This window comes from Desulfomonilia bacterium, from assembly GCA_036567785.1.
In the GTDB taxonomy this organism is placed as follows: Bacteria; Desulfobacterota; Desulfomonilia; order UBA1062; family UBA1062; genus DATCTV01.
Genome location: DATCTV010000034.1, coordinates 290,230 through 311,820, shown reverse-complemented (window position 1 = coordinate 311,820; position 21,591 = coordinate 290,230). Strand labels below are relative to the sequence as shown.

Here is a 21,591-nt window from a genome sequence, read left to right as displayed (position 1 = left end):
GATTATAAATATTCTTCTTAAAAAGTATTACCGAACACCATGCAAAAATGCAATCAAACCTTATCTCACTCGAACGAGGCAGATATTTTTTAATTCGAAATGGAAATATTTACTTTTGGCAAATCCTTATGGTAAAAATTACATCAATATAGTGGAGGAACAATTAATGCAAACACCTGCAATTGCTACAATCATAAAGATGATGGAAAAACTGCCTGAGGCAAACCAGCAGCTTGTTGTAGAACATATGAGGGAATACATAAATACAATCAAGGATGAAGAACGCTGGGATAACAGCTTTAAAGCTTCACAAAACAGCCTCATTGCTGCGGCAAAAAAAGCAAAGAAGGAAATCGTTTCCGGGAAATCAAAGCCTCTGGATATAAGGAAGCTATGAAGTCATACGCATTGCCTTCTTTCTGGAAGGCATATGTTCCTCTCGATGAAAAAATTAAAAAACGCGCAAGAAAAACCTACGAATTGTTCACTGAAAATCACTTTCACCCATCCCTTCATTTCAAATGTATTAACGCCGAAGAAAACATCTGGTCTGTTCGTGTCACCCTGGGTTACAGGGCAATCGGCATCATGGATAAAGACACTGTGACATGGTTCTGGATCGGCGATCATGACAGTTATGAAAAGTATTTTGGGTGATAACTTAATAGTTCAGGATATTTGTTCCCGCTTTAGTGAGAATGCTATTTGTTGATCCCACCAGATAAGAAGACCTCGCAGATATCGATGAACTTGGCGGAAAGTTTTAAGTAAAATGTTGGGATCTGATCCTTATTTTACTACTGCTTTTGATATAATTAGCAGATTTATCAAATTAATCCATTTAATACGTTAATTTTTATTCTCCATTCTTACACAATATCAAACTCTAAGGACCTGCGTCATTGTAAGATTTAGTTGACTTTGAGGATTGAAATCATTTGACTTTATATAAAAAGTAGAAAATATTAAATTTTAAAGATAACTATTCCGAAATATAAAACAATGAATAAAAAAGCTGAATTCACAACAAAACACATAAATGCTTCAACAATAATACTTGGGTTTACAGGACCAATTGGTGGAGGTTCAACTTATATTTCTAAAGGAATCAATAAGGAATATTCCAAGTATAAATATTATAAGCTTTCAGATGTAATTAGAGAAAGTTTAAAAAACAAGGGGAACACAACACCCACTGTCAATGAATTACAAACAGAAGGTGACGAACTAAGAAAAAAACATGGTAGTTCTTGCTTGATAAAAAAGTTGCTTGAAAAAATTGAAAGCGATGCTCAAATTGAAACAATAAATGGTATTGTAATTGATGGTATCAAAAATGAAGGTGAAGTAAAAACATTAAGGGAATTTCCATATTTCTTTCTTTTTTCTGTACATGCTGACCAATCAATACGGGAAAAAAGATGTACTGATGAAAACAGATTTGAGAGTTCTGATTTGTTTTTTCAAGCAGACAAACGAGATCAAGAAGAAGAACTTGAATATGGTCAGCAAGTAAAATTATGCAATGAATTATCAGATGTCATTATTATAAATAATGAAACAATACCAAAAGCTAATATTAGAAAAAAATCACGATTTATACATGAAATTTATGATGACTACATTAAAGTAATAGAAAATTTAAGAGAAGGTAAAGAGACACCAGACAGAATACCTTCAGTTGATGAATTGTGTATGGCTATGGCATATACTCTTACAAAAAGATCGAGCTGTATTAAAAGAAAAGTTGGTGCAATTATAATAGATACTTGTGTACCATTAGAAGAATTTGATAAAATCAATCAAGATGATAGGGCCATGCATCCGCCGCAAGTAGTTGCATCGGGTTACAATGAAGTACCTATAGGGTCATATCCATGTAGGTATGAACCTTCTATTGAGAAGTGTTACCGAGACAGTTTACAAGAAATACATGCGACAAAATTTAATTATTGTCCATCATGTGGAAAAAAAATTGATATCGAAGTAGAGTGTTATAGGTGTAATAAAAAGTACAAAAAATATTTAAAATATTGTACCAATTGTAATAGTGAAATCACTAGTCCAATTATTTGTAAAAAATGTAAGACAGATATCTTTAAGGAATTTCTGCCAGGTAGTAAAGAAACTCCCGGAAAGCTCCTTGATATGTGTCGAGCTTTGCATGCAGAAGAAAATGCCTTACTTACATTATTAAATACTAATAGGCGCGTAATCGGAGATTTGGTGCTTTATGTAACAACACAACCGTGTAATCTATGTGCAAATAAAATTGTATCAGCTGGTATCAAACGGGTTTGCTTTGCTGAGCCATACCTTATGAAAGAATCAGCTGACATATTAAAAAAAGGAAAAGTCGATTTGAAAAGGTTCCAAGGAGTTAAAAGCTCAGCATATTTTAAATTTTACCGATAAGTATCTGGGGGAGAGGTCATGAAAACAGAAAAAAAAGAAAGAAAAGTAATTGAAAAAAATTCAACAAAATCTTCTTGCTCAAGTATAAAAACAGATAATTCTGAAAAAAAGGAGTCTTCTAGCAATACAACTTATGAAAGTGTTACGAAAGGCATGCCCTTTACAATTAAACTTTATTGACTATGTAAATCTATTTTAATCAGAAAAACACAGATACAATCTTTTAGTGTGGAGCAAATATAAAAAGCTCCTAAAGGGTTTCTATCATTAACAGGAAGATATAAGTCTTCCCATAAACACAAAAATAAATAACCCTCTTGAGACCAAGGGGGTTATTTATGGGAATTCAAAATTTATTCTCAGCGGCGTGTCAGAACACGGCAGACCAAGGCGCGACGCTGTTGAGAAGCGAGGCGTACTTTCTAGCGTACGCCGCAGCGACGAAACAAAGAGTAACGCGGGTATGCAAAGTTATCACGTGCCGCAATCGCTCTATCTGTGGTCGGGGCACTTGTCGAAGAATGAGCGCTCCTTGCCTGTCGTCTTTACAATCCACTCCACCTGTTTTTCAGGGATGTATGGCCTGTCGCAGACGCTGCATCTGATCATCGGGAAGTCCTGTTGCCAGATTCTTCGCACGCCGTCCTTTTCCTTGAGGCTTATCGCGCCTGTCGGGCAGGCGTACGCGCATGCACCGCAGCCTATGCATGTTGTAGCCGGCTTTTTGAAAGGCGTGCCGGGCTTTTTATCGCCTCCCCTGTTCTGCATCGAGATGGCGGATACGCCGACTACATCCTCGCAGACCTGAGTGCAGAGCGAGCATGCGATGCACTTGTAGCGGTTGTCTTCTCCCTCGTCCTTTTTAAAGCGCGGCTCGGTGATGCCCTCTGCTGCCGCAAGTTTCTGGATTGCTTCGGCATCGGGAGTACGGGCAAGCAGCAGTTCGAGAACGCCCTTTCTGATCTTGTGGACAAACTCGGTATCGGTTTTTATCTCGAGGCCTTTTCTCACCGGATAGTTGCACGATGTCACCATGCGCATCCTTCCGCCCTGATGCGCTTCGACAAGGCAGACCCTGCATGAGCCGCCGCTGTTCGAAATTTCCTCGTTGTGGCAGAGGTGCGGGATGTAAACACCGTTTTCATGTGCAACCTGGAGTACCGGGGTATCTTTCAGCGCCTCGAACTCTCTTCCGTCAATTATTACTTTCACCTTTTCCATGTCAGCTCACCTTCACTGCGTTAAAGTTGCAGACATCCTTGCAGATTCCGCATCTGATGCATTTTGCAGTATCAATGACATGCAGTGTTTTCCTTTCGCCTGTAATACATTCCTGCGGGCATTTCTTCGCGCACAGGGTGCAGCCCGTACAGGCTTCCGTTATCGAGTAGGTTATCAATGCCTTGCAGACACCTGCCGGGCATTTCTTTTCATTTATATGCGCATCGTATTCTTCACGGAAATATTTTATCGTCGAAAGCACCGGGTTTGCCGCGGATGAACCAAGCCCGCAGAGAGCGGCCCATGTGAGTGTATCGCATATCTCCTCGAGCATTTCGATATCGCCGGCTTTACCTTTACCCTCGGTTATTGCGGTGAGGATGTCCAGCATCTTTCTTAACCCGTCCCGGCATGGCGTGCACTTTCCGCATGATTCGCCCACCAGGAAGTTGATGAAGTATCTGGCCACATCGACCATGCAGGTCTCTTCATCCATGACTATGATGCCGCCCGATCCCATCATCGAGCCCGCTTCCGTCAGGCTGTCGAAGTCTATGGGAAGGTCGGACAGCCTTTCCGGGATACAGCCGCCGGAAGGACCTCCTGTCTGCACCGCCTTGAACTTCTTGCCGCCCAGCACTCCGCCGCCTATGTTCTGAACAAGCTCTCGTATGGTAACGCCCATCGGCACTTCGACAAGACCCGTGTTGTTGACCTTTCCGACAAGGGAGAAGACCTTTGTGCCCTTGGATCCTTTCGTGCCCATTGCGGCATACCAGTCTGCGCCTTTGACTATTATCTCAGGGACATTCGCCCATGTCTCGACATTGTTGAGAACGGTCGGTTTGTCATAGAGCCCCTTTTCCACGGAACGTATGTATTTGGCCCTGGGTTCGCCGACATTTCCCTCGACCGAGCGCATAAGCGCCGAACTTTCGCCGCATACGAACGCGCCGCCGCCACGGCTGATTTTCAGGTCAAACGCATATCCCGAGCCCAGGATATTCTTGCCAAGAAACCCTTTTTCTCGCGCGGCTGCTATCGCCTTCGTGAGGTTTTTGACCGCCAGCGGATATTCATCGCGAACGTATATGTAGCCCTGGTGGGCGCCTACTGCTATCGCCCCGATAATCATGCCTTCGATTACGGAATGAGGGTCGCCTTCCATGACGGAGCGGTCCATGAATGCGCCGGGGTCGCCCTCGTCGCCGTTGCAGATGACGTAACGGACATCGCTTTCGATTGCCCTGCATGAGCGCCATTTCGTACCGGCAGGGAATCCTCCGCCGCCACGTCCGCGAAGCCCTGATTTTTCGATCTCGGAGATGATCGCGTCGCCGTCCATGGCAAGCGCCTTTGCCAGCCCGTCATAGCCTCCCTTTAATATGTAGTCGTCGATATTCGTGGGATCGATATCGCCTATGTTTCTAAGCGCAATGCGGTGCTGGTGCTTGTAGAAAGGTATCTCCCTGTACTGAGCGACAAGCTCTCCGGTATTCTTGTCTTTATAGATGAGCCTCTCGATTGTCTCATCACCCTTGATGCTCTTCTCCACTATCTCGGGGACATCCTTTTCCTTGACTTTGAGATAAAGGATCCCCTTGGGCATAAGGGCAACCAGCGGGCCGTTTTCGCAGTATCCGTGGCAGCCGGTTGTTTTCAGCCCTATGTTCACATCGACCTGAAGCCCCTGAGCGGCTATTTCCCTGGCAAGGGCCTCGGCGACAGCTCTGGAGCCGTTTGCCAGACAGCCCGTTCCCCAGCATACAAGGGCGTACGGCAGGTCTTTATTCAATCCGGCCTCAACCCTGGCCCTGTATGTTCCCAGTTCGTTAACAGAGGTTATCGCTGACATTGGCATCCCCTCTTATTCATATTTCTTCAGGACATCGCCGACTTTGGACGCCCTTGTCTGTCCGTAGTAGTCTTCGTCGACCACGGTAACCGGAGCCATCGCACATGCCCCAACACAGTTGACGCACTCGAGCGTGAACCTGCCGTCTTCGGTTGTGTTCTCGCGTTTGACCTTGAGTTCCCTCTCCAGGGTTTCGATAATCTGCGGCGCACCTTTCAGGTGGCATGCCGTTCCCGTGCAGACCTTGATCGTATGCCTGCCCCTGGGTGAAAGCGAGAGCGCCTTGTAGAATGTCCCCATCGCATAGATCTTGCTCTCGGGCACATCCATCACCTCACAGAGGCGTTTCATTCCCTCTTCGGGGACATAGAAGAATTCCCTCTGAAAGTCCTGAAGAATTGCCAGAAGCGATTCTTCGGATTTCTCGTACCTGTTTATGATCTCATCGACTTTATTAATATCAATCATTGGCTAGCCCTCTTCACACATTTTAAGGATTTTTTCATATTCCCTTGTGGTGTGCTCCTGTATCTCTTCTATCATCTGCGGCGTAAGGTGCCTGAAACGTCCCTGCCCCTTGATGTATTCGGCCACAGGAAGGATTTTTTCCGGTTTGTATGTCATGGAGTATTTGCCGTTCACCACCTCGAAAAGCGGGAACACGCAGGAATCAACTATGAGGCGCCCGTATTTGATGGCCTCTTCCGTAGGTATGCGCCAGCCCGTAGGACATACGCTCATCACGTGCACATAGGCCGGGCCTTCGATCTCGGAGGCCTTTTTCACCTTTTCCATAAGATCGAACGGAAAACTGGAGCATGCAGTCGCAACATACGGTATATGGTGTGCGACCGCTATCTTTGGCATATCCTTTTTCTGTGTGTGCTGTCCGATCGATTTCCTGCCCGCGGGGCTTGTCGTAGTGCTTGCTCCCCAAGGCGTCTCCGATGAGCGCTGGATACCTGTGTTCATATAGGCCTCGTTGTCGTAGCAGACATAGATCATGTCATGGCCGCGTTCGAGAGCGCCCGAGAGCTGCCCCATTCCGATGTCGGCCGTCGCTCCGTCACCGCCCATGCCGACGAAGTTTATCTTCTTCTTCGGGATTTTGCCCTTTCTCATCATGGCCTTCATCCCGGATTCGCATCCGCTTGCGACAGCCGAGCTGTTTTCAAATGCGACGTGTATCCAGGGAACCTTCCAGGCCGTTGTTGGCAAGGGCGACGAGATGATTTCCATGCACCCGGTCGACATGGCAACAATGGTGTCGCGGCCGAGCGCCTTCAAAACATGCCTTACCGCAAGCGCTTCGGCGCATCCCTGGCAGGCGCGGTGGCCGGATGTGAAGAATTCCGCCTTTTCAACCAGTCTCGAAGAGAATACCGAGAACTTTTCCATAATATTTCTCCTTATGACGACCTGAGGCCATACAGCGTATAGCCCTTGGTTTTGCCTTTTTCGGCCTTTGCCTTGCCTTCCAGGATGATCTTCTTGAAGTCATTAACAGCCACATCCCTGCCGGCAAGACCGGCCACATAATCCACGACCGTGGGCGCCTTTGTTTTCTTGTAAAGCGCGTTCCTGACTTCAAGCGCCACCGGACCTCCGGGGCCGCCGAAACTTATGGCCCTGTCCAGGACTATGAGATATTTCTTTCCGGCCGCGGCCCTGAAGAAATCGTCGAACGGGAACGGCCTCCACAATCTTATCCTTATGCCGCCTACCTTTTCGCCCTCGGCGCGGAGTTCGTCTATGGCGTTCATTGCGGTTTCACCGAACGAGCCCATCGTGACTATGCAGTACTCAGCATCTTCGGTCCTGTATGTCTCTATGGGAAGATACTTCCTCCCTGTAAGGGCAGCCCATTCGTCCCAGGCCTTAAGGCAGACGGGATAGGAATTCAGCAGTGCGTGATCACGCGCCGCCTGGGTCTCGGTGTACATTTCGGGCATCGCGAAGCACCCCATGGACAAGGGATTGTCTGGATGCAGCGCCCCTTCCATCCTGTGCGGGGGAAGATATTTTTTAATAAGTTCCGTATCCTCGAAATCGATGGGTTCGATCATGTGTGTCATGATGAAACCGTCGAGATTGACGGCCACGGGCAGTCTTACACCCTTGTCCTCCGCAACCCTGAAAGCCCAGAAGATATGATCATAAGCCTCCTGACCGTTGTCGACAAATACATGTATCCATCCTGCGTCGCGCACCATCATGGTGTCGGTGTGGTCATTCCAGATTGAAAGCGGTCCGGACAGTGAGCGGTTGGCAAGGGCCATGACGACCGGCAGCCTCAGGCTGGATGTGATGAAGAATATCTCGGCCATAAGCGCCAGGCCCTGGGAACTGGTGGATGTGAACGATCGCGCCCCGACTGCGGAAGACCCCACGCATACACTCATCGCTGAATGTTCGCTCTCAACCGGCACGAACTCGGCATCCAGATGGCCGTCGGCCACCAGTTCCGAAAGGTGTTCAACTATATGCGTCTGCGGTGTTATCGGATATGCGCTTACGACATCTACATCCGCCTGACAGACCGCTTCCGATATGGCCAGCGATACTTCTATTCCTTTTCTTTCCTTGGCCATCTAGACTTCCTCCTCGCTCACCATTGTGATGCAGCCGACCGGGCATTCATGCGCACATATGCCGCATCCCTTGCAGTATTCAAGATCGGCCTCGAAGTGTCCGTCGGCCGCCCTTACAATTGACGTATCCGGGCAGAATATCCAGCACACGCCGCATCTGATGCACTGCGAAGCGTTTACGACCGGCTTCAATGACCGCCAGGAGCCGGTCTTGTACTCCATGGCGTTTCCCACTTCGGATACGGCCGCCCCGATTTCCAGTTCCTGCCATGATATTTTTTCCATCGGTTTTGCCATGGCCTACTCCTTTATCACGACTTCGTTGTACGCCCGTTCAAGCGCCTTCAGGTTTTTCTCCCCGAGCTTTGGTCCGAAGCGGTCCAGTATGGGTTCGCGAATATCTTCAATCTTCATGAATCCGGTCGCCTTTATGACCGCACCGAGCATCGTCGTATTGACGATCACCCTGCCGAGCTCTTCCTTTGCTATCAGATCCGCATTGACCGTGGCCACCCTGCACGACGCCGAGCAAACATTGAGAATTTCATCCGGTGATTTTCTCGTGTTCACGATCAGGATGCCGTTTTTCTTCAGTCCCTCGAGCGGATTGACCAGTGTAATAAGTCCCGGGTCCAGCACTACGACTACATCGGGTTCGTATATCTTGGCCCTGATGAGTATCTTTTTGTCGTCGACCCTGCTGAATGCAACAACCGGGGCTCCCCTGCGTTCCGGACCGAAACTCGGGAAGGCCTGGGCGAATTTGCCTTTTCCGACAGCGGCGATTGCAATCAGTTCAGCCGACGTTACAGCGCCTTGCCCGCCCCTTCCGTGAAACCTGATTTCAAGCATATGCGCTCCTTGAAGTTAAGGATTTGAGTGTCACAAATTATCATTATTAATATTACACAGTCAATGAGAGGTTGATGAAATTTCAGGCTGATTGCTTCAATATCCGGCAGCAGCTTTAACTATATCTCATTCGGCATAGGAATATTTTTTCTTTAGTGATATATGCGGGCTTATGAAACTATACAGGCAAACCATGAATTGCAGAATGAACTCGGCGGATTTACTATGAAATTTGAAGACTTCAAGCTTGATTCCAGACTTCTCGAGGGTATTTCTGATGCCGGATATACAGAGTGTCTGCCGGTTCAGGAGGTCACTCTTAAAGATTCTCTTCAGGGCAGGGATGTTTGCGTTCAGTCACAGACCGGCAGCGGAAAGACGGCCGCCTTTCTTCTCACAATATATCAGAAGCTGTTAACCGATCCTTCGCTGAAAGAGAAAAAGGCATTGATCATCTCTCCAACCCGTGAACTTGCAGTACAGATCGGCAGGGAGGCTGACATCCTGGGAAGGCATACGGGAATAAATAATTGCGTCGTCTATGGCGGAAGCAGCTATGACCCTCAGGAAAAGGCCATCAGCGAAGGCGCCCGGATCATTGTTGCAACACCGGGCAGGCTTCTCGATTTCATCAACCAGAGGAAAATAGACTTAAAGCAGTATTCAATATGCGTAATAGACGAGGCGGACAGGCTTTTCGATATGGGGTTCCTGCCTGACATAAGAAGAATTCTCAAAAAGCTGCCGCCTGCCAATAAACGCCAGACAATGCTTTTCAGCGCTACCCTTGGCTACCGCGCAAGGGAACTATCGTGGGAGCACATGAACGAAACCATCGAGATCGAGATGTCGCCCGAGACAGTGACCGTCGATTCGGTAACGCAGGAACTCTATCACGTAAGCTCCGAAGACAAATTCGGTCTTCTCCTGGGAATCCTTAAACAGGAAAATCCGAAGGCTGCAATAATTTTTACCAACACAAAAGATGAGGCTGTCAGGGTAACCGAAAGGCTTGAAGAAAACGGTTTCCCGAGTGAATATATCATAGGCGATCTGCCGCAGAAAAAAAGGTCACGGCTCATTGAAAACCTTAAAAAAGGACATCTCAAATTTCTGGTAGCGACAAACGTCGCATCACGGGGGCTGCATGTTGCGGATCTGCCGCTGGTCATCAATTACGACCTTCCTGAAGACCCTGAGGATTATGTTCACAGGATAGGCCGGACCGCCCGCGTAGGAAAAGAAGGTAAGGCCATAGCAATTGCCTGCGACCGCTTCGTCCACAGCCTTGAAGCAATCGAAGAGCTTATAGGCATGAAGATTCCTGTCATCTGGCCGGATGACGATCTGATTGTGAGGGACTATATCCTGCCGTCACGGTCAGCAAGGTATCGTGGCTCAAAGACTGGGCATGGCAGAACCGGTAAAAAACCCGGGAGACCGGCTAAGAACGAAAGCCGAAGACCTGCACCCAGAGAGAAATCTGCTCCCCGTACAAAAAAAGGATCCCCGCGGGAAGAACCCAGCAGGAAACAGCCTGTACAACGAAAAAAGGAAAGTGCACCCGTAAGAAGCGAACCGGCATTATCAGGCCAGAACATTGAAGACAGACTTGAATATTACAAAAGGAAATACGGCGAATCTTTCAAGGTCAAGGAAAGCTGACGGGATACCCTTAAGTATATGCGCCAGGAGCCGAACCGAATATATTCCGGAAAAAAGAAAAGGCCGCAGGATTGTTTCCTGAGGCCTTTATCGTTAAAGCTTGGCACGATAATGTTTATCAGCGTTTGCCGAGAAGGCTCCTTGCAATGACCACTCTCATGATCTCGTTTGTGCCCTCGTATATCTGCGTTATCTTGGCGTCACGCATGTGGCGCTCCATCGGATACTCTGTCGTATAGCCATAACCGCCCAATATCTGCACGCCTTCGATAGCAGCATCCATTGCCGTGTCGCCTGCGAAGCATTTCGCCATGGCGGCTTCCTTTTCGAAAGGCATGTCGTTGCTCTCGAGCCATGCCGCTTTCATTATCAGCAGTTCGGAAGCTTCAATTCTCATCGCCATGTCAGCCATCTTGAACTGCAGTGCCTGCAGTTCGGAAATGGGTTTACCGAACTGAACCCTTTCCTTTGAATATTCCACCGCCTCTTCCAGACAGGCTTTTGCTATTCCGCAGGCCTGCGATGCGATGCCTATCCTGCCGGAGTTTAGCGTCATGAGCATCTGTCTCAGGCCGTGTCCCCGCTCACCCATTATGGCGTCTTTCGGAACCCTGGCATCGACGAATACCAGTTCAGAAGTGCCGGAGGCTCTTATGCCTATCTTTTCTTCAATCTTGCCAACTGAAAAACCCGGTGTGTTTTCAAGATCGATAATGAACTGGCTGATGCCTTTCGAACCTTTATCCTTATCTGTTATTGCGGCAACAACGGCATATTTTGCGATATTGCCGTTTGTTATGAATTTTTTCTCGCCGTTTATTATCCATGAATCACCGTCAAGTACTGCTGTCGTCCTCAAAGATCCGGCATCCGAGCCGGCTCCTGCTTCGGTAAGCCCGTAGCAGCCGTGTGATGCCCCGGATGCAACAGGGGTGAGGAATTTTACTTTCTGCTCTTCAGAGCCGAATGTTTTAACCGGAAAGCCGTAAAGGGAATTGTTGACCGACATGATGACGCCCGTGCTAGCGCATCCACGGGATATTTCTATCAGTATCAGTGCATAAGCAAGATAATCCATGCCCGCCCCGCCGTATTCGCACGGTGCCGCCACACCCATGAAGCCCATCTCGGCCATTTGTGCAATAATGGCATCCGAATGCCTGTGGTCCTTGTCGAGCTGTGCGGCAATAGGCTTGAGTTCTTTGTCGACGAACTTCCTCGCCATATCCTGGACCATCTTGTGCTCATCGCTTAATGAAAATTGCATAATGCCTCCTGAAATTGTTTTTTGCTTTTTTAAATAAAGATAAACAAATATCTTTTATTATAGACTCGTTCTCAGCGCAACCGCATTGTTGAGTGGACAGAACCCGTTTTCAAGGAGCGTCCTGTCTGTTTTTCGTCGGCCCCGTATTAAGCGCCACTTTTCCAGACAGTATTCTTAACATCATCATCTGTTATCAGTTTGTCTTTATATACCGCGCCGCTATTTCCGTAATCTCGGAAAAAGCAGACAGACATCTGCCTGTTTTGATCCCGCGCTCCACACCGGCAAAGGCGTTAATAAGATCGTTCAGCTCCCTGGCCTTCCATAGTTTCCTGCGGGCTGCAATTTTACCTTCGACGAACGAATGCAGGTTCCTTCTCTTTGCGGACGGGGCGTAAAGCACCTGAAAATGATCGATGGCCTGATTCTGCAATGAGGCGATCACCTCAAGCTCATTGATCCCGGCGGCCTCGATTTCCCTGATTCTCAAAAGCACCTCGGCCTTTCTGTCAAACAGTGCGTCTGAAAGTTTGAAGACCGTATCGTCATATGTTTTTAAAACAAGGGTCTTGACGTCTTCCATGGTGATCTTTGTTCTTTTTCCCGCATAAAGACACAGCTTCTCCAGTTCGGTTGCTATCTGCCACGACTGGGACAGCAGGGCCTCTCTCAACAGATTGGCGGCTTCCGGCTCGATTTCCTTGTCCATTGATTTTGCCCTTGCCGTTATCCAGGAGATCATCTGGCCCTCTTTCATCTCATTGAATGCCTGTTTTTTTGCCTTTTCGGAAAGCGCCTTGTATTTTTCTTCCCATGGTTTTTTTTCTTTTTCTTTCCAGGGTTTCTGACCTTCCATCGTCAACACCAGTGTGGCGGTGTCGCTTGGATTGTTCACATATCTGGCAATTTTTTCAAAAGACTTTGCATCAAACTTGTGAATGTTTCTGATCACTACAAGGCGCCTGTCATCAAAGAAGGGGATTGTATTCAGAAGTTCAAGGGCTTTGTCTATGGCCCCTGTGTCATCCGGGGCGAAGGAATAGAAATTCATAAGGGCATCTTCACCGAGAGAGTTTCTCATGGTTTTTATGGCTTCTTCCATGAGGAAGGTCTCCTCCCCGGTAAAGAGATACACCTTTCCCTGTTCCGGCATATCAGATTTTTACCGCGGACAGGTTCTGTGCGATGCGGTTGGCTATCTTGTTGAAGGCCGTATTGAGTCCATCCTCTTCCTGGCCGCCGGTGCTGTATTCACCATCATCGGTAAAATCGCCCTGCCATATCTTCTTGTCCTTGTCGTCAAAGACCTCTGCCCTCACCGTCACTGTAAGCCTGTACAGATTGGAAGTGCCGATCATGTTTGCCGTAATCTGTGATGTAGAGGCGGAGAGGACTGTACACTTGAGGTTGGGTTTGTCCTTGTCGGTTGAATAAAGACCGTATGAGGCAAGGACGTTTTCCATTTGTTCATCAAGTATAATGCCGGCGCTTCTGAGGGGCGTCTGGTTGGTGCACGAATAAAGGTTGACAGGCCCCAGGTTTCCCCCGCCTTTGAGGACAAAGGAATATCCGCATGCTGCCAGTATGCTAACCAGGCTTAACAATAATATTAAGTATCTTATCCTTGACATAAATTACTTTTACCTTCTGCATTCCTTCCATGTTTTTGGCGATTTTCGGATCGGCATATGCGGCATCCTCAATGACGGACTGATCCGAACCGGCCGGTATGTTTACAGTTCCCCTCAGTTTTCCGTTGATCTGTACGGCAATGACGAGTTCCGATTCCCTGGCCCATTCCTCATCATATTCCGGCCATGGCATGTTGTACAGTTCCCCATCGTTACCGAGGACCTGCCACAGTTCATCGGCGATGTGCGGGACAAAAGGTGAAAGCAGGATGAGCAGGTATTCCGTCGACTTTCTGATAATCCACTGTTCATTCACTGGCACTGTTTCACGAACCCTGTAAATATCGTTTATAAGCTCCATCATGGCTGCAATTGCCGTATTGAAGCGGAATCGCTTGTCTATATCCTCGGTGACTTTCCTGATGGTCTGATGCGTCTTGCGCCATATCTCTTCCATGGAATGCGGAATCGTGCCCGTACCTGACGGAATATCCTTGACGTCCTGCACAAGCCTCCACAGCCTCATAAGGAAGCGGTAACTGCCTTCGATGCCCTTGTCGCTCCAGTCCATATCCTTTTCCGGAGGCGCGGCAAAAAGGGTGAAGAGCCTGGTTGCATCAGCCCCGTATTTTTTTATCATGTCTTCGGGGTCCACTACATTGCCCTTTGATTTGGACATCTTTGCCCCGTCCTTTATGACCATTCCCTGCGTAAGCAGTTTTTCGAACGGTTCACTCAAATTTGTATATCCCAGGTCTCTAAGCACCATTGTGTAGAAGCGTGAATAAAGCAGATGAAGTATGGCATGCTCAATGCCTCCTATATACTGGTCGACCGGCATCCAATAGGAAAGCTCTTCCGGCTCGAAGGGCTGCTCTCCGGATGCCTTTGCGGCATAGCGCATGAAGTACCAGCTTGACTCGACAAACGTGTCCAGGGTGTCCGTATCTCTTTTCGCAGGCCCGCCACATTTGGGACACGATACATTAACAAACTCAGGCACCCTTGATATAGGCGAGTCACCGGCTCCTGTTATATCGACATTCTCAGGCAGAATTACCGGAAGATCGCTGATGTTGACCGGCACCATCCCGCACTTTTCGCAATGGATGATCGGTATCGGGGCACCCCAGTATCGCTGGCGGGAAATGCCCCAGTCCCTGAGCTTGAAATTGATGGTGGCATTGCCGCGTCCAAGTTCTTCGAGATATGAATTGATGGCGCCCATTGCCTCTTTGTTTTTCATGCCGTTGAACCGGCCCGAATTTATGAGCCTTCCTTCCCCCTCATAGGCGCATGTCATCTCTGCTGCATCCAGCTTTTCGCCTTCTGGCTGGATCACGACGATGATTTCCGGTCCGTACTTTTTTGCAAATTCGAAGTCGCGCTGGTCATGAGACGGTACCGCCATGACAGCGCCCGTACCGTAGTCGTACAAAACAAAGTTGGCGACATAAACCGGCATCCTGTAGCCGGTAACCGGATTGATGCAGTATGCGCCTGTAAAGACGCCTTCCTTATCATATGAATCCGAGGTGCGGGTTATCTTGTCTTCCTTGAGGGTTTTCTCGATAAAGGCGTTCACCGCATTTTCCTGCGCAGTTCCCTTTGAAAGGCTCTTTGCCAGAGGATGCTCGGGTGCTATGCTCATGAACGTTGCACCGAAAAGCGTATCAGGTCTTGTAGTGAAAACTTCTATATCTTCTTCACTGCCGTCTATCTTGAATTTTATCATCGAACCGACGCTGCGTCCTATCCAGTTTTTCTGCATTACGAGAACGCGCTCGGGCCAGCCTTCTTTCAGTTTTTCAATATTGTCGAGCAGTTCCTGCGCGTATTTGGTGATACGGAAAAACCACTGATCATGCTCTTTAAGGATTACCTGCGTGGCGCATCTCCAGCATGCACCGTCTTCGACCTGTTCGTTCGCGAGCACGGTATTGCACTTTTCGCACCAGTTGAGAAACCCCCGCTTTCTGTAAACAAGCCCTTTTTCGAACATCTTAACAAAAAAGAGCTGCTCCCATTTGTAATATTCAGGCGCACAGGTAGTCACTTCACGGTTCCAGTCATAGCTGTATCCCATGCGTTTAAGCTGCTTTTTCATGTTTGCAATGTTTTCATAAGTCCACTTCTTCGGATGAACTCCGCTTGCTATGGCCGCATTCTCCGCAGGCATTCCGAATGCGTCCCATCCCATGGGATGAAGAACGTTATATCCGGTCATGTGTTTGAAGCGCGCAACCACATCTCCGATGGAGTAGTTTCTTACATGCCCCATATGTATGCGGCCGGACGGATAAGGAAACATTTCCAGCAGGTAGTATTTCGTTTTTTTGCTGTCAGGTTGAACGCTGAACAGATCTTTTTTCTCCCATATCTCCTGCCATTTTTCCTCGATTTCGCCTGGTTTGTAATCTGAAAACATATCTCCTCCGGTTGTTGAATATAGCCTATTTACACACAATTTTCAGGTTTCGTCCAGAGTCGCAATCTATGCACAAAAATAAGATGATTTTTTTCTCATAAAAACATTGACAAATAATTTTTTTGTTCTCTATATGCGAAGTATAGATACAACTCGGAACGGCCTGCTGACGCAGTTTTTGGGCATATTACAGTATTTTTTTATTAAGTTTTTTTTAAGCGGCACCGATAAAACGGAGTAAGGAGGATGTACAATGGCGAAACCGAGTTTGGTAACCGATCTGGTGATAACATCAGAAGAGCCCCCACCCCTTGCAACCGAAATACCTGAAGAGCCTCCGTCCCTGACAGCGGCCGAGCCCGTTTTATCGATTACCGGTTTTAAAAGGCCTTTTTCAGGCCTTATACCCGCGAGCAATTCCACTAGAGAATTCCTTCATGAATTTTATCCGCATGTGAGTCTTTCCGACTGGTCAAACTGGAAATGGCAGCTTCAGAACAGTCTGTTAAAAGCTAGCGATCTGCAGAGATTAATAAAACTGTCTCCCAAAGAAGAGGCGGCGCTTAACAGACCCGACAACACATGTCTGCCGGTAAGGATCACGCCTTATTACATGAGCCTCATCGACCAGTTCAACCCGCTACAGCCTGTCAGGCGTTCAGTAATACCTGTTGACAATGAATTCATCAGAAGCATCGGAGAGGAAAAAGACCCTCTTGGAGAAGACCATCAGAGCCCGGTTCCGGGGATCGTTCACCGCTATCCGGACAGGGTTCTTTTCCTGACCACCGGCTTCTGTTCGACATACTGCCGCTACTGCACGCGCTCCCGCATGGTCGGCAACAACAGATTCAGGGTGAGCAGGCTGCAGTGGGAAAAAGCAATAGAATATATCGAATCAACAAAACAGGTGCGCGATGTTCTGCTCTCGGGAGGAGACCCGCTTACCCTGCCCAGCGCCGACCTTGATTATCTTATTTCCAGAATCAGGGCCATCCCTCATGTTGAAATAATCCGCATCGGAACGAAGGTGCCTGTCGTGCTTCCATACCGCATCACATCCCGGCTTATAAGGATCCTGCGCAAACATCAGCCTTTGTGGATGAGCATACACTTCACACATCCGGACGAACTGACCCCGGAAACCAGCGCCGCCTGCGGACTTCTTGCAGATGCCGGAGTGCCCATGGGAAGCCAGACCGTACTGCTCAAGGGCATCAACGACGATGCCGAGACGCTCAAAAAGCTCTTTACAGGCCTGCTTAAAATACGGGTGAGGCCTTATTATCTGTATCAGTGCGATCCCATACTCGGTTCTTCGCATTTCAGAACTCCTGTCGGAAAGGGTCTTGAAATGATCGAAAGCCTGAGGGGTCACACATCGGGATACGCCGTACCGCATTATGTCATCGATGCGCCGGGCGGCGGCGGGAAAATAGCCATTCTTCCTCAGCACTGTCTGGGAAACGTGGGCAGCGACCTCCTGTTAAGCAACTACGAAGGCCGCCTTATCAGATACCCGGACAACAACTAGGGCCATCCAGCTGATGCTGATCGGACTGACATACGACCTGAAAGACGATTACCTGAAAGAAGGTTTTTCCAAAGAAGAAACAGCCGAGTTTGACAGTATAGAAACCATAGAAGCCATTGAGAAATCCCTGCTCTCGCTGGGATATGAAACCGAACGCATTGGAAATTCAAAACAGCTTATAAAGAAACTTGCTTCAGGGAAAACATGGGACATGGTATTCAATATCGCGGAAGGCATGTACGGAACCGGCCGCGAGTCCCTTGTACCGGCGCTGCTTGATGAATACCGCATCCCTTATACGTTTTCCGATCCGCTGGTGCTTTCTTTATGCCTGCACAAAGGTATCACCAAATCAATCGTCAGGAATCACGGGATTGCGACTGCGGATTTTGAAATCATCGAAGACGAGCGGAGACTCGAAGCCATCGAGCTTTCCTACCCTCTTTTCATCAAACCCGCTTGTGAAGGTACTGGAAAGGGCATTGACGGGAGTTCCAAGATCGATAGTCCCGAAGGTTTGAAAGCCACCGTTCCCAGGCTGCTTGCCGCCTATAAGCAGCCTCTTCTTGTCGAAACATACCTTCCCGGAAGGGAATTTACAGTTGGCATCACAGGCACCGGAGAAGATTCCCGCTGTGTCGGGGCAATGGAAGTCCTTCTGAAGAAAGGCGCCAGAGAAGAGTTGATTTATTCCTATTACAACAAAAGCAATTATGAGCAGATTATAGACTACTGCATCCCCGAGAAAGAAGTTCTTGACTCATGTTCAGAGATGGCCCTGGCGGTTTGGAAAAGCCTGGGCTGCCGGGACGCAGGCAGGATAGATATGCGCATGGATGACAAGGGGATACTTAATTTTATGGAGGTGAACCCTCTTGCAGGGCTCAATCCCATACATTCTGATCTCCCTATAATAGCAAGACTCAATGCCATAAGTTATGAAGCCATAATTGATGAAATAATGAAATCAGCTCAAAAGAGGATGTCGGTATGATCGAAAAAAAGAGAATTACAATTTTCCACAACCCGGTTACGGATGATTCTCCGGAAGATGAAAAGGAAGTTCTCTCGGCAGCGGAAGAGGTTACAAAGGCAATCTCCGAACTGGGACTGGAATCGGTTACAAGGCCATTTTTTATGAAGCCGGACGAGATGCTGGGCATCATCAAAGAGGACAATCCATTATGCATTTTCAATCTGGTGGAATCCGTCCTGGGTTCATGCAGACTTTCGTACCTGGCACCCGCCATGTTCGAGTACTGGGATGTGCCTTTCACCGGTTCTTCTTCCGAATCAATCATGATAACGACAAACAAGGTGCTGACAAAAAAGATGCTCCTGGCGAGGGGAGTATGCACGGCCCCATGGATAACCCCTGGAGAAAGGCCTTTCATGCGGCTTCCTTTCCCGGACCGCTACATTATCAAACCTGTTTTTGAAGACGCTTCCGTGGGTCTTGACGCAGAGGCCGTTATTACCGCCGTGAACATGGAAGACCTTGAGGACCGTACCAGGCTGCGTTCGGAAATGATTAAAAAACCCTGCTTTGCCGAGAGGTTCATAGAGGGAAGGGAATTCAATATCTCCATAATGGATACACCGGAGGGCATAAAGGTTATGCCACCTGCCGAGATGCATTTCTTATACACCGAAGGCATGCTCAACATCATGGACTATAAGGCTAAATGGGCCGAGGACACGCCTGAATATGATCTTACAAAAAGGAGCTTCAATCTCGAAGGCGAGGAAGAGCTTGTCGAGGCACTCAAAAAGATGTCTCTCAAATGCTGGAAGATCTTCAGCCTCAGAGGATATGCCAGGGTTGATTTCAGGGTGGACATCTTTGGAAAGCCATGGGTGCTTGAGATAAACGCCAATCCATGCCTTCAGCCAGAGAGCGGACTGGCTGCGGCAGCACAGGAGACAGGCCTGAGTTACGCCCAGACAATCGGCCAGATAATTTCATCCGCCTGCCATTAAATGTCTGGATTACTGACCAAGCCTGTTTTCAGGCAGGTTATCTGCAAAGAGGATATCGTATCGATTCATGATATCCTCACTGCTACAGGCTTTTTTTATCGAGAAGAAATAGAGATCGGAGTGGATCTTGCGCTTAACAGACTCAAATATGGTGCGGAAAGCGGATACAGCTTCCTTTTTGCAGATGTTTCAGGCCGCGTTGCAGGATATACATGCTTCGGCGAGATACCCTGCACCTTTGGCAGCTTCGACCTTTACTGGATAGCAGTGCATCCCGATTTTCAGAGAAAAGGCATCGGGGAATTCCTCCTCTATGAGACTGAACAAATCGCATCGAAAATGGGATGCAGACGCATATATATCGAGACCTCGGCAAGGGACCAATACGCGCCAACTCAGAAGTTCTACAAGAGATGCGGCTACAAAAAAGAGGCCTTCCTCAAGGATTACTACACGCCAGGAGACGGAAAAATCATTTATGTAAAGGCGCTTATACCGGATCAGGAATGAAACTCGTTTTTGACTCCATCGAACTTTCGCCATTTGAAAAAGAAGAAGACCTTTCTTTAAAGCTCACAGCCCTTTACGGCCTGCCGGTAAACACCCCGTTCAAGGTTCTCAGAAAATCGCTTGATGCCCGCGACAAGGCCGCAATCGTATGGCGGTACAGGATAGAAGCGGATGTCCCGGATAATGCCGCCGGGAATTTGCTTAAGATGCCCGGAACAAGCCCTGCCATGGAAGTCCCTGTTTATTTACCAGCCGGAAACTTATTGAAACCTCTTAACGTAATTATTGTAGGAGCAGGACCTGCAGGGCTATTTTGTGCGCTCAGACTCATTGAACGGGGCGCGGCGGTCACTGTAATTGAGCGAGGTAAACCCGTAGAAGAACGCATGGCGGATATCGAGCTCCTGAAAAAAGGCGGGGTTCTCAATGAGGAAAGCAATGTCCTCTTTGGAGAAGGCGGAGCCGGGACATATTCGGACGGCAAACTTACGACCCGGATACGCAGGCCCGAAATCAACTGGATGCTCGATAAGCTTATTGAAATGGGCGCCCCTTTAAGCATCCGTTATGAACAGAAGCCGCACCTGGGTACGGACAGGCTGAAAGACATAATAAAAAACATCAGGCAATGCATTCTCAGTTCGGGTTCGCAGATAAAATTTTTCGAAAAGGCATGCTCTCTTATTCTTCATGAATCCCGGGCAACGGGTCTTATTACGCAAACAGGCAACGAATATACGGCAGACGCGGTGGTGCTTGCCTGCGGACATTCCGCGCGCGACACATATGAAATGCTTAAGAATACCGGTGTCATCCTGGAGAAAAAAGGTTTTGCAGCTGGGCTCAGGGCTGAACATCCGGCGGCCCTCATCAACCGCATACAGTACGGCACTTTCGCGGACAAAGGCGTGCTTCCCGCAGCGGAATATGTCCTCACATTCAACAACAGATCAACCGGCCGGGGAACATATTCCTTCTGCATGTGCCCGGGAGGAGAGGTTATCAATTCTTCATCGGAAAGAGGTATGCTCTGCATAAACGGCATGAGTTACTCTAAAAGATGCGGCAGTTTTTCTAATGCCGCCATAGTGGTAACCATAATGCCTGAGGATATTCCGGGTGATGCGCTTGCTGGCATCGATTTTCAGCGTCTTCTTGAAAGGGGGGCCTTCTCGGCCGGCGGTGGCGGTTTCAATGCCCCTGCGCAGCGTATCACCTCTTTTCTGGCAGACAGGAAAGACTCCACGCTCCCTGAATCCTCTTTCATGCCCGGCCTCAATCCTTCCGACCATGCATATCTTCCGGGATGGATAGTCTCAGAGATAAGGCTCGCATTGAGAATTTTCGAAAAAAAGATGAAAGGATACATAACCGAAGAGGCCCTGTTTATAGGGGTTGAGACAAGAACATCATCACCTGTTCGCATACTGCGGGGCGAAGATATGCAGTCTGTTTCAATTCCAGGTCTATATCCGGTGGGTGAAGGTGCAGGCTATGCAGGAGGCATTGTAAGCTCGGCAGTGGACGGTATAAGGGCGGCTGATGCAATTCTGTCAGGAAACGCCTGAAGGTCAGTGAAAAAACATCATCTCTATATCCTTTTTTATCACTTCATCTTGACAAATACTGAAAAAACATCGGA

21 protein-coding genes are annotated in these 21,591 nt (G+C 48.1%); 10 read left to right on the top strand and 11 right to left on the bottom strand.

Going from position 1 to position 21,591, the window contains the following annotated elements:
* Positions 1-166 precede the first annotated feature (166 nt).
* From VIS94_09740 to VIS94_09725, 4 genes are all read left to right on the top strand, one after another.
* Entirely contained in the window at positions 167-397 is a 231-nt protein-coding gene (locus tag VIS94_09740) for a hypothetical protein (GenBank protein ID HEY9161355.1), read from the top strand.
* Entirely contained in the window at positions 394-657 is a 264-nt protein-coding gene (locus tag VIS94_09735; GenBank protein HEY9161354.1) for a hypothetical protein, read from the top strand. The genes VIS94_09740 and VIS94_09735 overlap by 4 nt, the downstream gene beginning before the upstream one ends.
* 345 nt (positions 658-1,002) lie before the next feature.
* The gene (locus VIS94_09730; protein ID HEY9161353.1) at positions 1,003-2,415 is read left to right on the top strand and encodes a deaminase; all 1,413 of its coding nucleotides are present in this window, start codon (positions 1,003-1,005) and stop codon (positions 2,413-2,415) included.
* An 18-nt stretch (positions 2,416-2,433) separates the two neighbouring features.
* Positions 2,434-2,595 (top strand): hypothetical protein, encoded by a 162-nt coding sequence (locus VIS94_09725; protein ID HEY9161352.1) that lies wholly within the window; start codon positions 2,434-2,436, stop codon positions 2,593-2,595.
* 312 nt (positions 2,596-2,907) lie between these two features.
* Here VIS94_09725 and VIS94_09720 read toward each other — a convergent pair whose 3' ends face one another.
* The 7 genes from VIS94_09720 to VIS94_09690 are packed head-to-tail and all read right to left on the bottom strand — an operon-like array spanning position 2,908 to position 8,934.
* Positions 2,908-3,636, bottom strand: a complete 729-nt coding sequence (locus tag VIS94_09720; protein ID HEY9161351.1) for a 2Fe-2S iron-sulfur cluster-binding protein — start codon at positions 3,634-3,636, stop codon at positions 2,908-2,910.
* Between the two features lies 1 nt (position 3,637).
* Complete coding sequence (locus VIS94_09715; protein HEY9161350.1) at positions 3,638-5,491, bottom strand: NADH-quinone oxidoreductase subunit NuoF; 1,854 nt, start codon at positions 5,489-5,491, stop codon at positions 3,638-3,640.
* Between the two features lie 12 nt (positions 5,492-5,503).
* Positions 5,504-5,959 (bottom strand): NAD(P)H-dependent oxidoreductase subunit E, encoded by a 456-nt coding sequence (locus tag VIS94_09710; GenBank protein ID HEY9161349.1) that lies wholly within the window; start codon positions 5,957-5,959, stop codon positions 5,504-5,506.
* A 3-nt stretch (positions 5,960-5,962) separates the two neighbouring features.
* A complete protein-coding gene (porB, locus tag VIS94_09705; protein ID HEY9161348.1) occupies positions 5,963-6,889 on the bottom strand; it encodes a pyruvate synthase subunit PorB in 927 nt (308 codons plus the stop codon).
* A gap of 11 nt (positions 6,890-6,900) precedes the next feature.
* Positions 6,901-8,082 (bottom strand): transketolase C-terminal domain-containing protein, encoded by a 1,182-nt coding sequence (locus tag VIS94_09700; protein ID HEY9161347.1) that lies wholly within the window; start codon positions 8,080-8,082, stop codon positions 6,901-6,903.
* Positions 8,083-8,379, bottom strand: coding sequence for a 4Fe-4S dicluster-binding protein (locus VIS94_09695; GenBank protein HEY9161346.1), 297 nt, complete (start codon positions 8,377-8,379; stop codon positions 8,083-8,085).
* A 3-nt stretch (positions 8,380-8,382) separates the two neighbouring features.
* The gene (locus VIS94_09690) at positions 8,383-8,934 is read right to left on the bottom strand and encodes a pyruvate ferredoxin oxidoreductase subunit gamma (protein HEY9161345.1); all 552 of its coding nucleotides are present in this window, start codon (positions 8,932-8,934) and stop codon (positions 8,383-8,385) included.
* A 225-nt stretch (positions 8,935-9,159) separates the two neighbouring features.
* Between VIS94_09690 and VIS94_09685 the strand changes: the two genes are divergently transcribed.
* Positions 9,160-10,599, top strand: a complete 1,440-nt coding sequence (locus VIS94_09685; GenBank protein ID HEY9161344.1) for a DEAD/DEAH box helicase — start codon at positions 9,160-9,162, stop codon at positions 10,597-10,599.
* 118 nt (positions 10,600-10,717) lie between these two features.
* Here the strand turns inward: VIS94_09685 and VIS94_09680 are convergent, their stop codons facing one another.
* The 4 genes from VIS94_09680 to leuS all read right to left on the bottom strand — a co-directional run bounded on the left by VIS94_09680 (position 10,718) and on the right by leuS (position 15,925).
* Positions 10,718-11,866, bottom strand: coding sequence for an acyl-CoA dehydrogenase family protein (locus VIS94_09680; GenBank protein ID HEY9161343.1), 1,149 nt, complete (start codon positions 11,864-11,866; stop codon positions 10,718-10,720).
* Positions 11,867-12,059: 193 nt separating this feature from the next.
* Positions 12,060-13,019, bottom strand: coding sequence for a DNA polymerase III subunit delta (holA, locus tag VIS94_09675; protein HEY9161342.1), 960 nt, complete (start codon positions 13,017-13,019; stop codon positions 12,060-12,062).
* 1 nt (position 13,020) lies between these two features.
* A complete protein-coding gene (lptE, locus tag VIS94_09670) occupies positions 13,021-13,497 on the bottom strand; it encodes an LPS assembly lipoprotein LptE (protein HEY9161341.1) in 477 nt (158 codons plus the stop codon).
* Entirely contained in the window at positions 13,454-15,925 is a 2,472-nt protein-coding gene (gene leuS, locus VIS94_09665; GenBank protein ID HEY9161340.1) for a leucine--tRNA ligase, read from the bottom strand. Before leuS ends, lptE begins: the two co-directional genes overlap by 44 nt.
* A 253-nt stretch (positions 15,926-16,178) precedes the next feature.
* Between leuS and VIS94_09660 the strand changes: the two genes are divergently transcribed.
* Genes VIS94_09660 through VIS94_09640 form a run of 5 tightly spaced genes read left to right on the top strand, consistent with a single transcriptional unit; the run spans position 16,179 to position 21,517 of the window.
* Entirely contained in the window at positions 16,179-17,459 is a 1,281-nt protein-coding gene (locus VIS94_09660) for a KamA family radical SAM protein (GenBank protein HEY9161339.1), read from the top strand.
* A gap of 13 nt (positions 17,460-17,472) precedes the next feature.
* Entirely contained in the window at positions 17,473-18,453 is a 981-nt protein-coding gene (locus VIS94_09655; protein HEY9161338.1) for a D-alanine--D-alanine ligase, read from the top strand.
* Complete coding sequence (locus tag VIS94_09650) at positions 18,450-19,439, top strand: D-alanine--D-alanine ligase (GenBank protein ID HEY9161337.1); 990 nt, start codon at positions 18,450-18,452, stop codon at positions 19,437-19,439. Before VIS94_09655 ends, VIS94_09650 begins: the two co-directional genes overlap by 4 nt.
* A complete protein-coding gene (locus tag VIS94_09645) occupies positions 19,440-19,949 on the top strand; it encodes a GNAT family N-acetyltransferase (protein HEY9161336.1) in 510 nt (169 codons plus the stop codon).
* On the top strand, positions 19,946-21,517 hold the full coding sequence (locus VIS94_09640; GenBank protein ID HEY9161335.1) for an FAD-dependent oxidoreductase: 1,572 nt from the start codon (positions 19,946-19,948) through the stop codon (positions 21,515-21,517). Before VIS94_09645 ends, VIS94_09640 begins: the two co-directional genes overlap by 4 nt.
* Positions 21,518-21,591 lie beyond the last annotated feature (74 nt).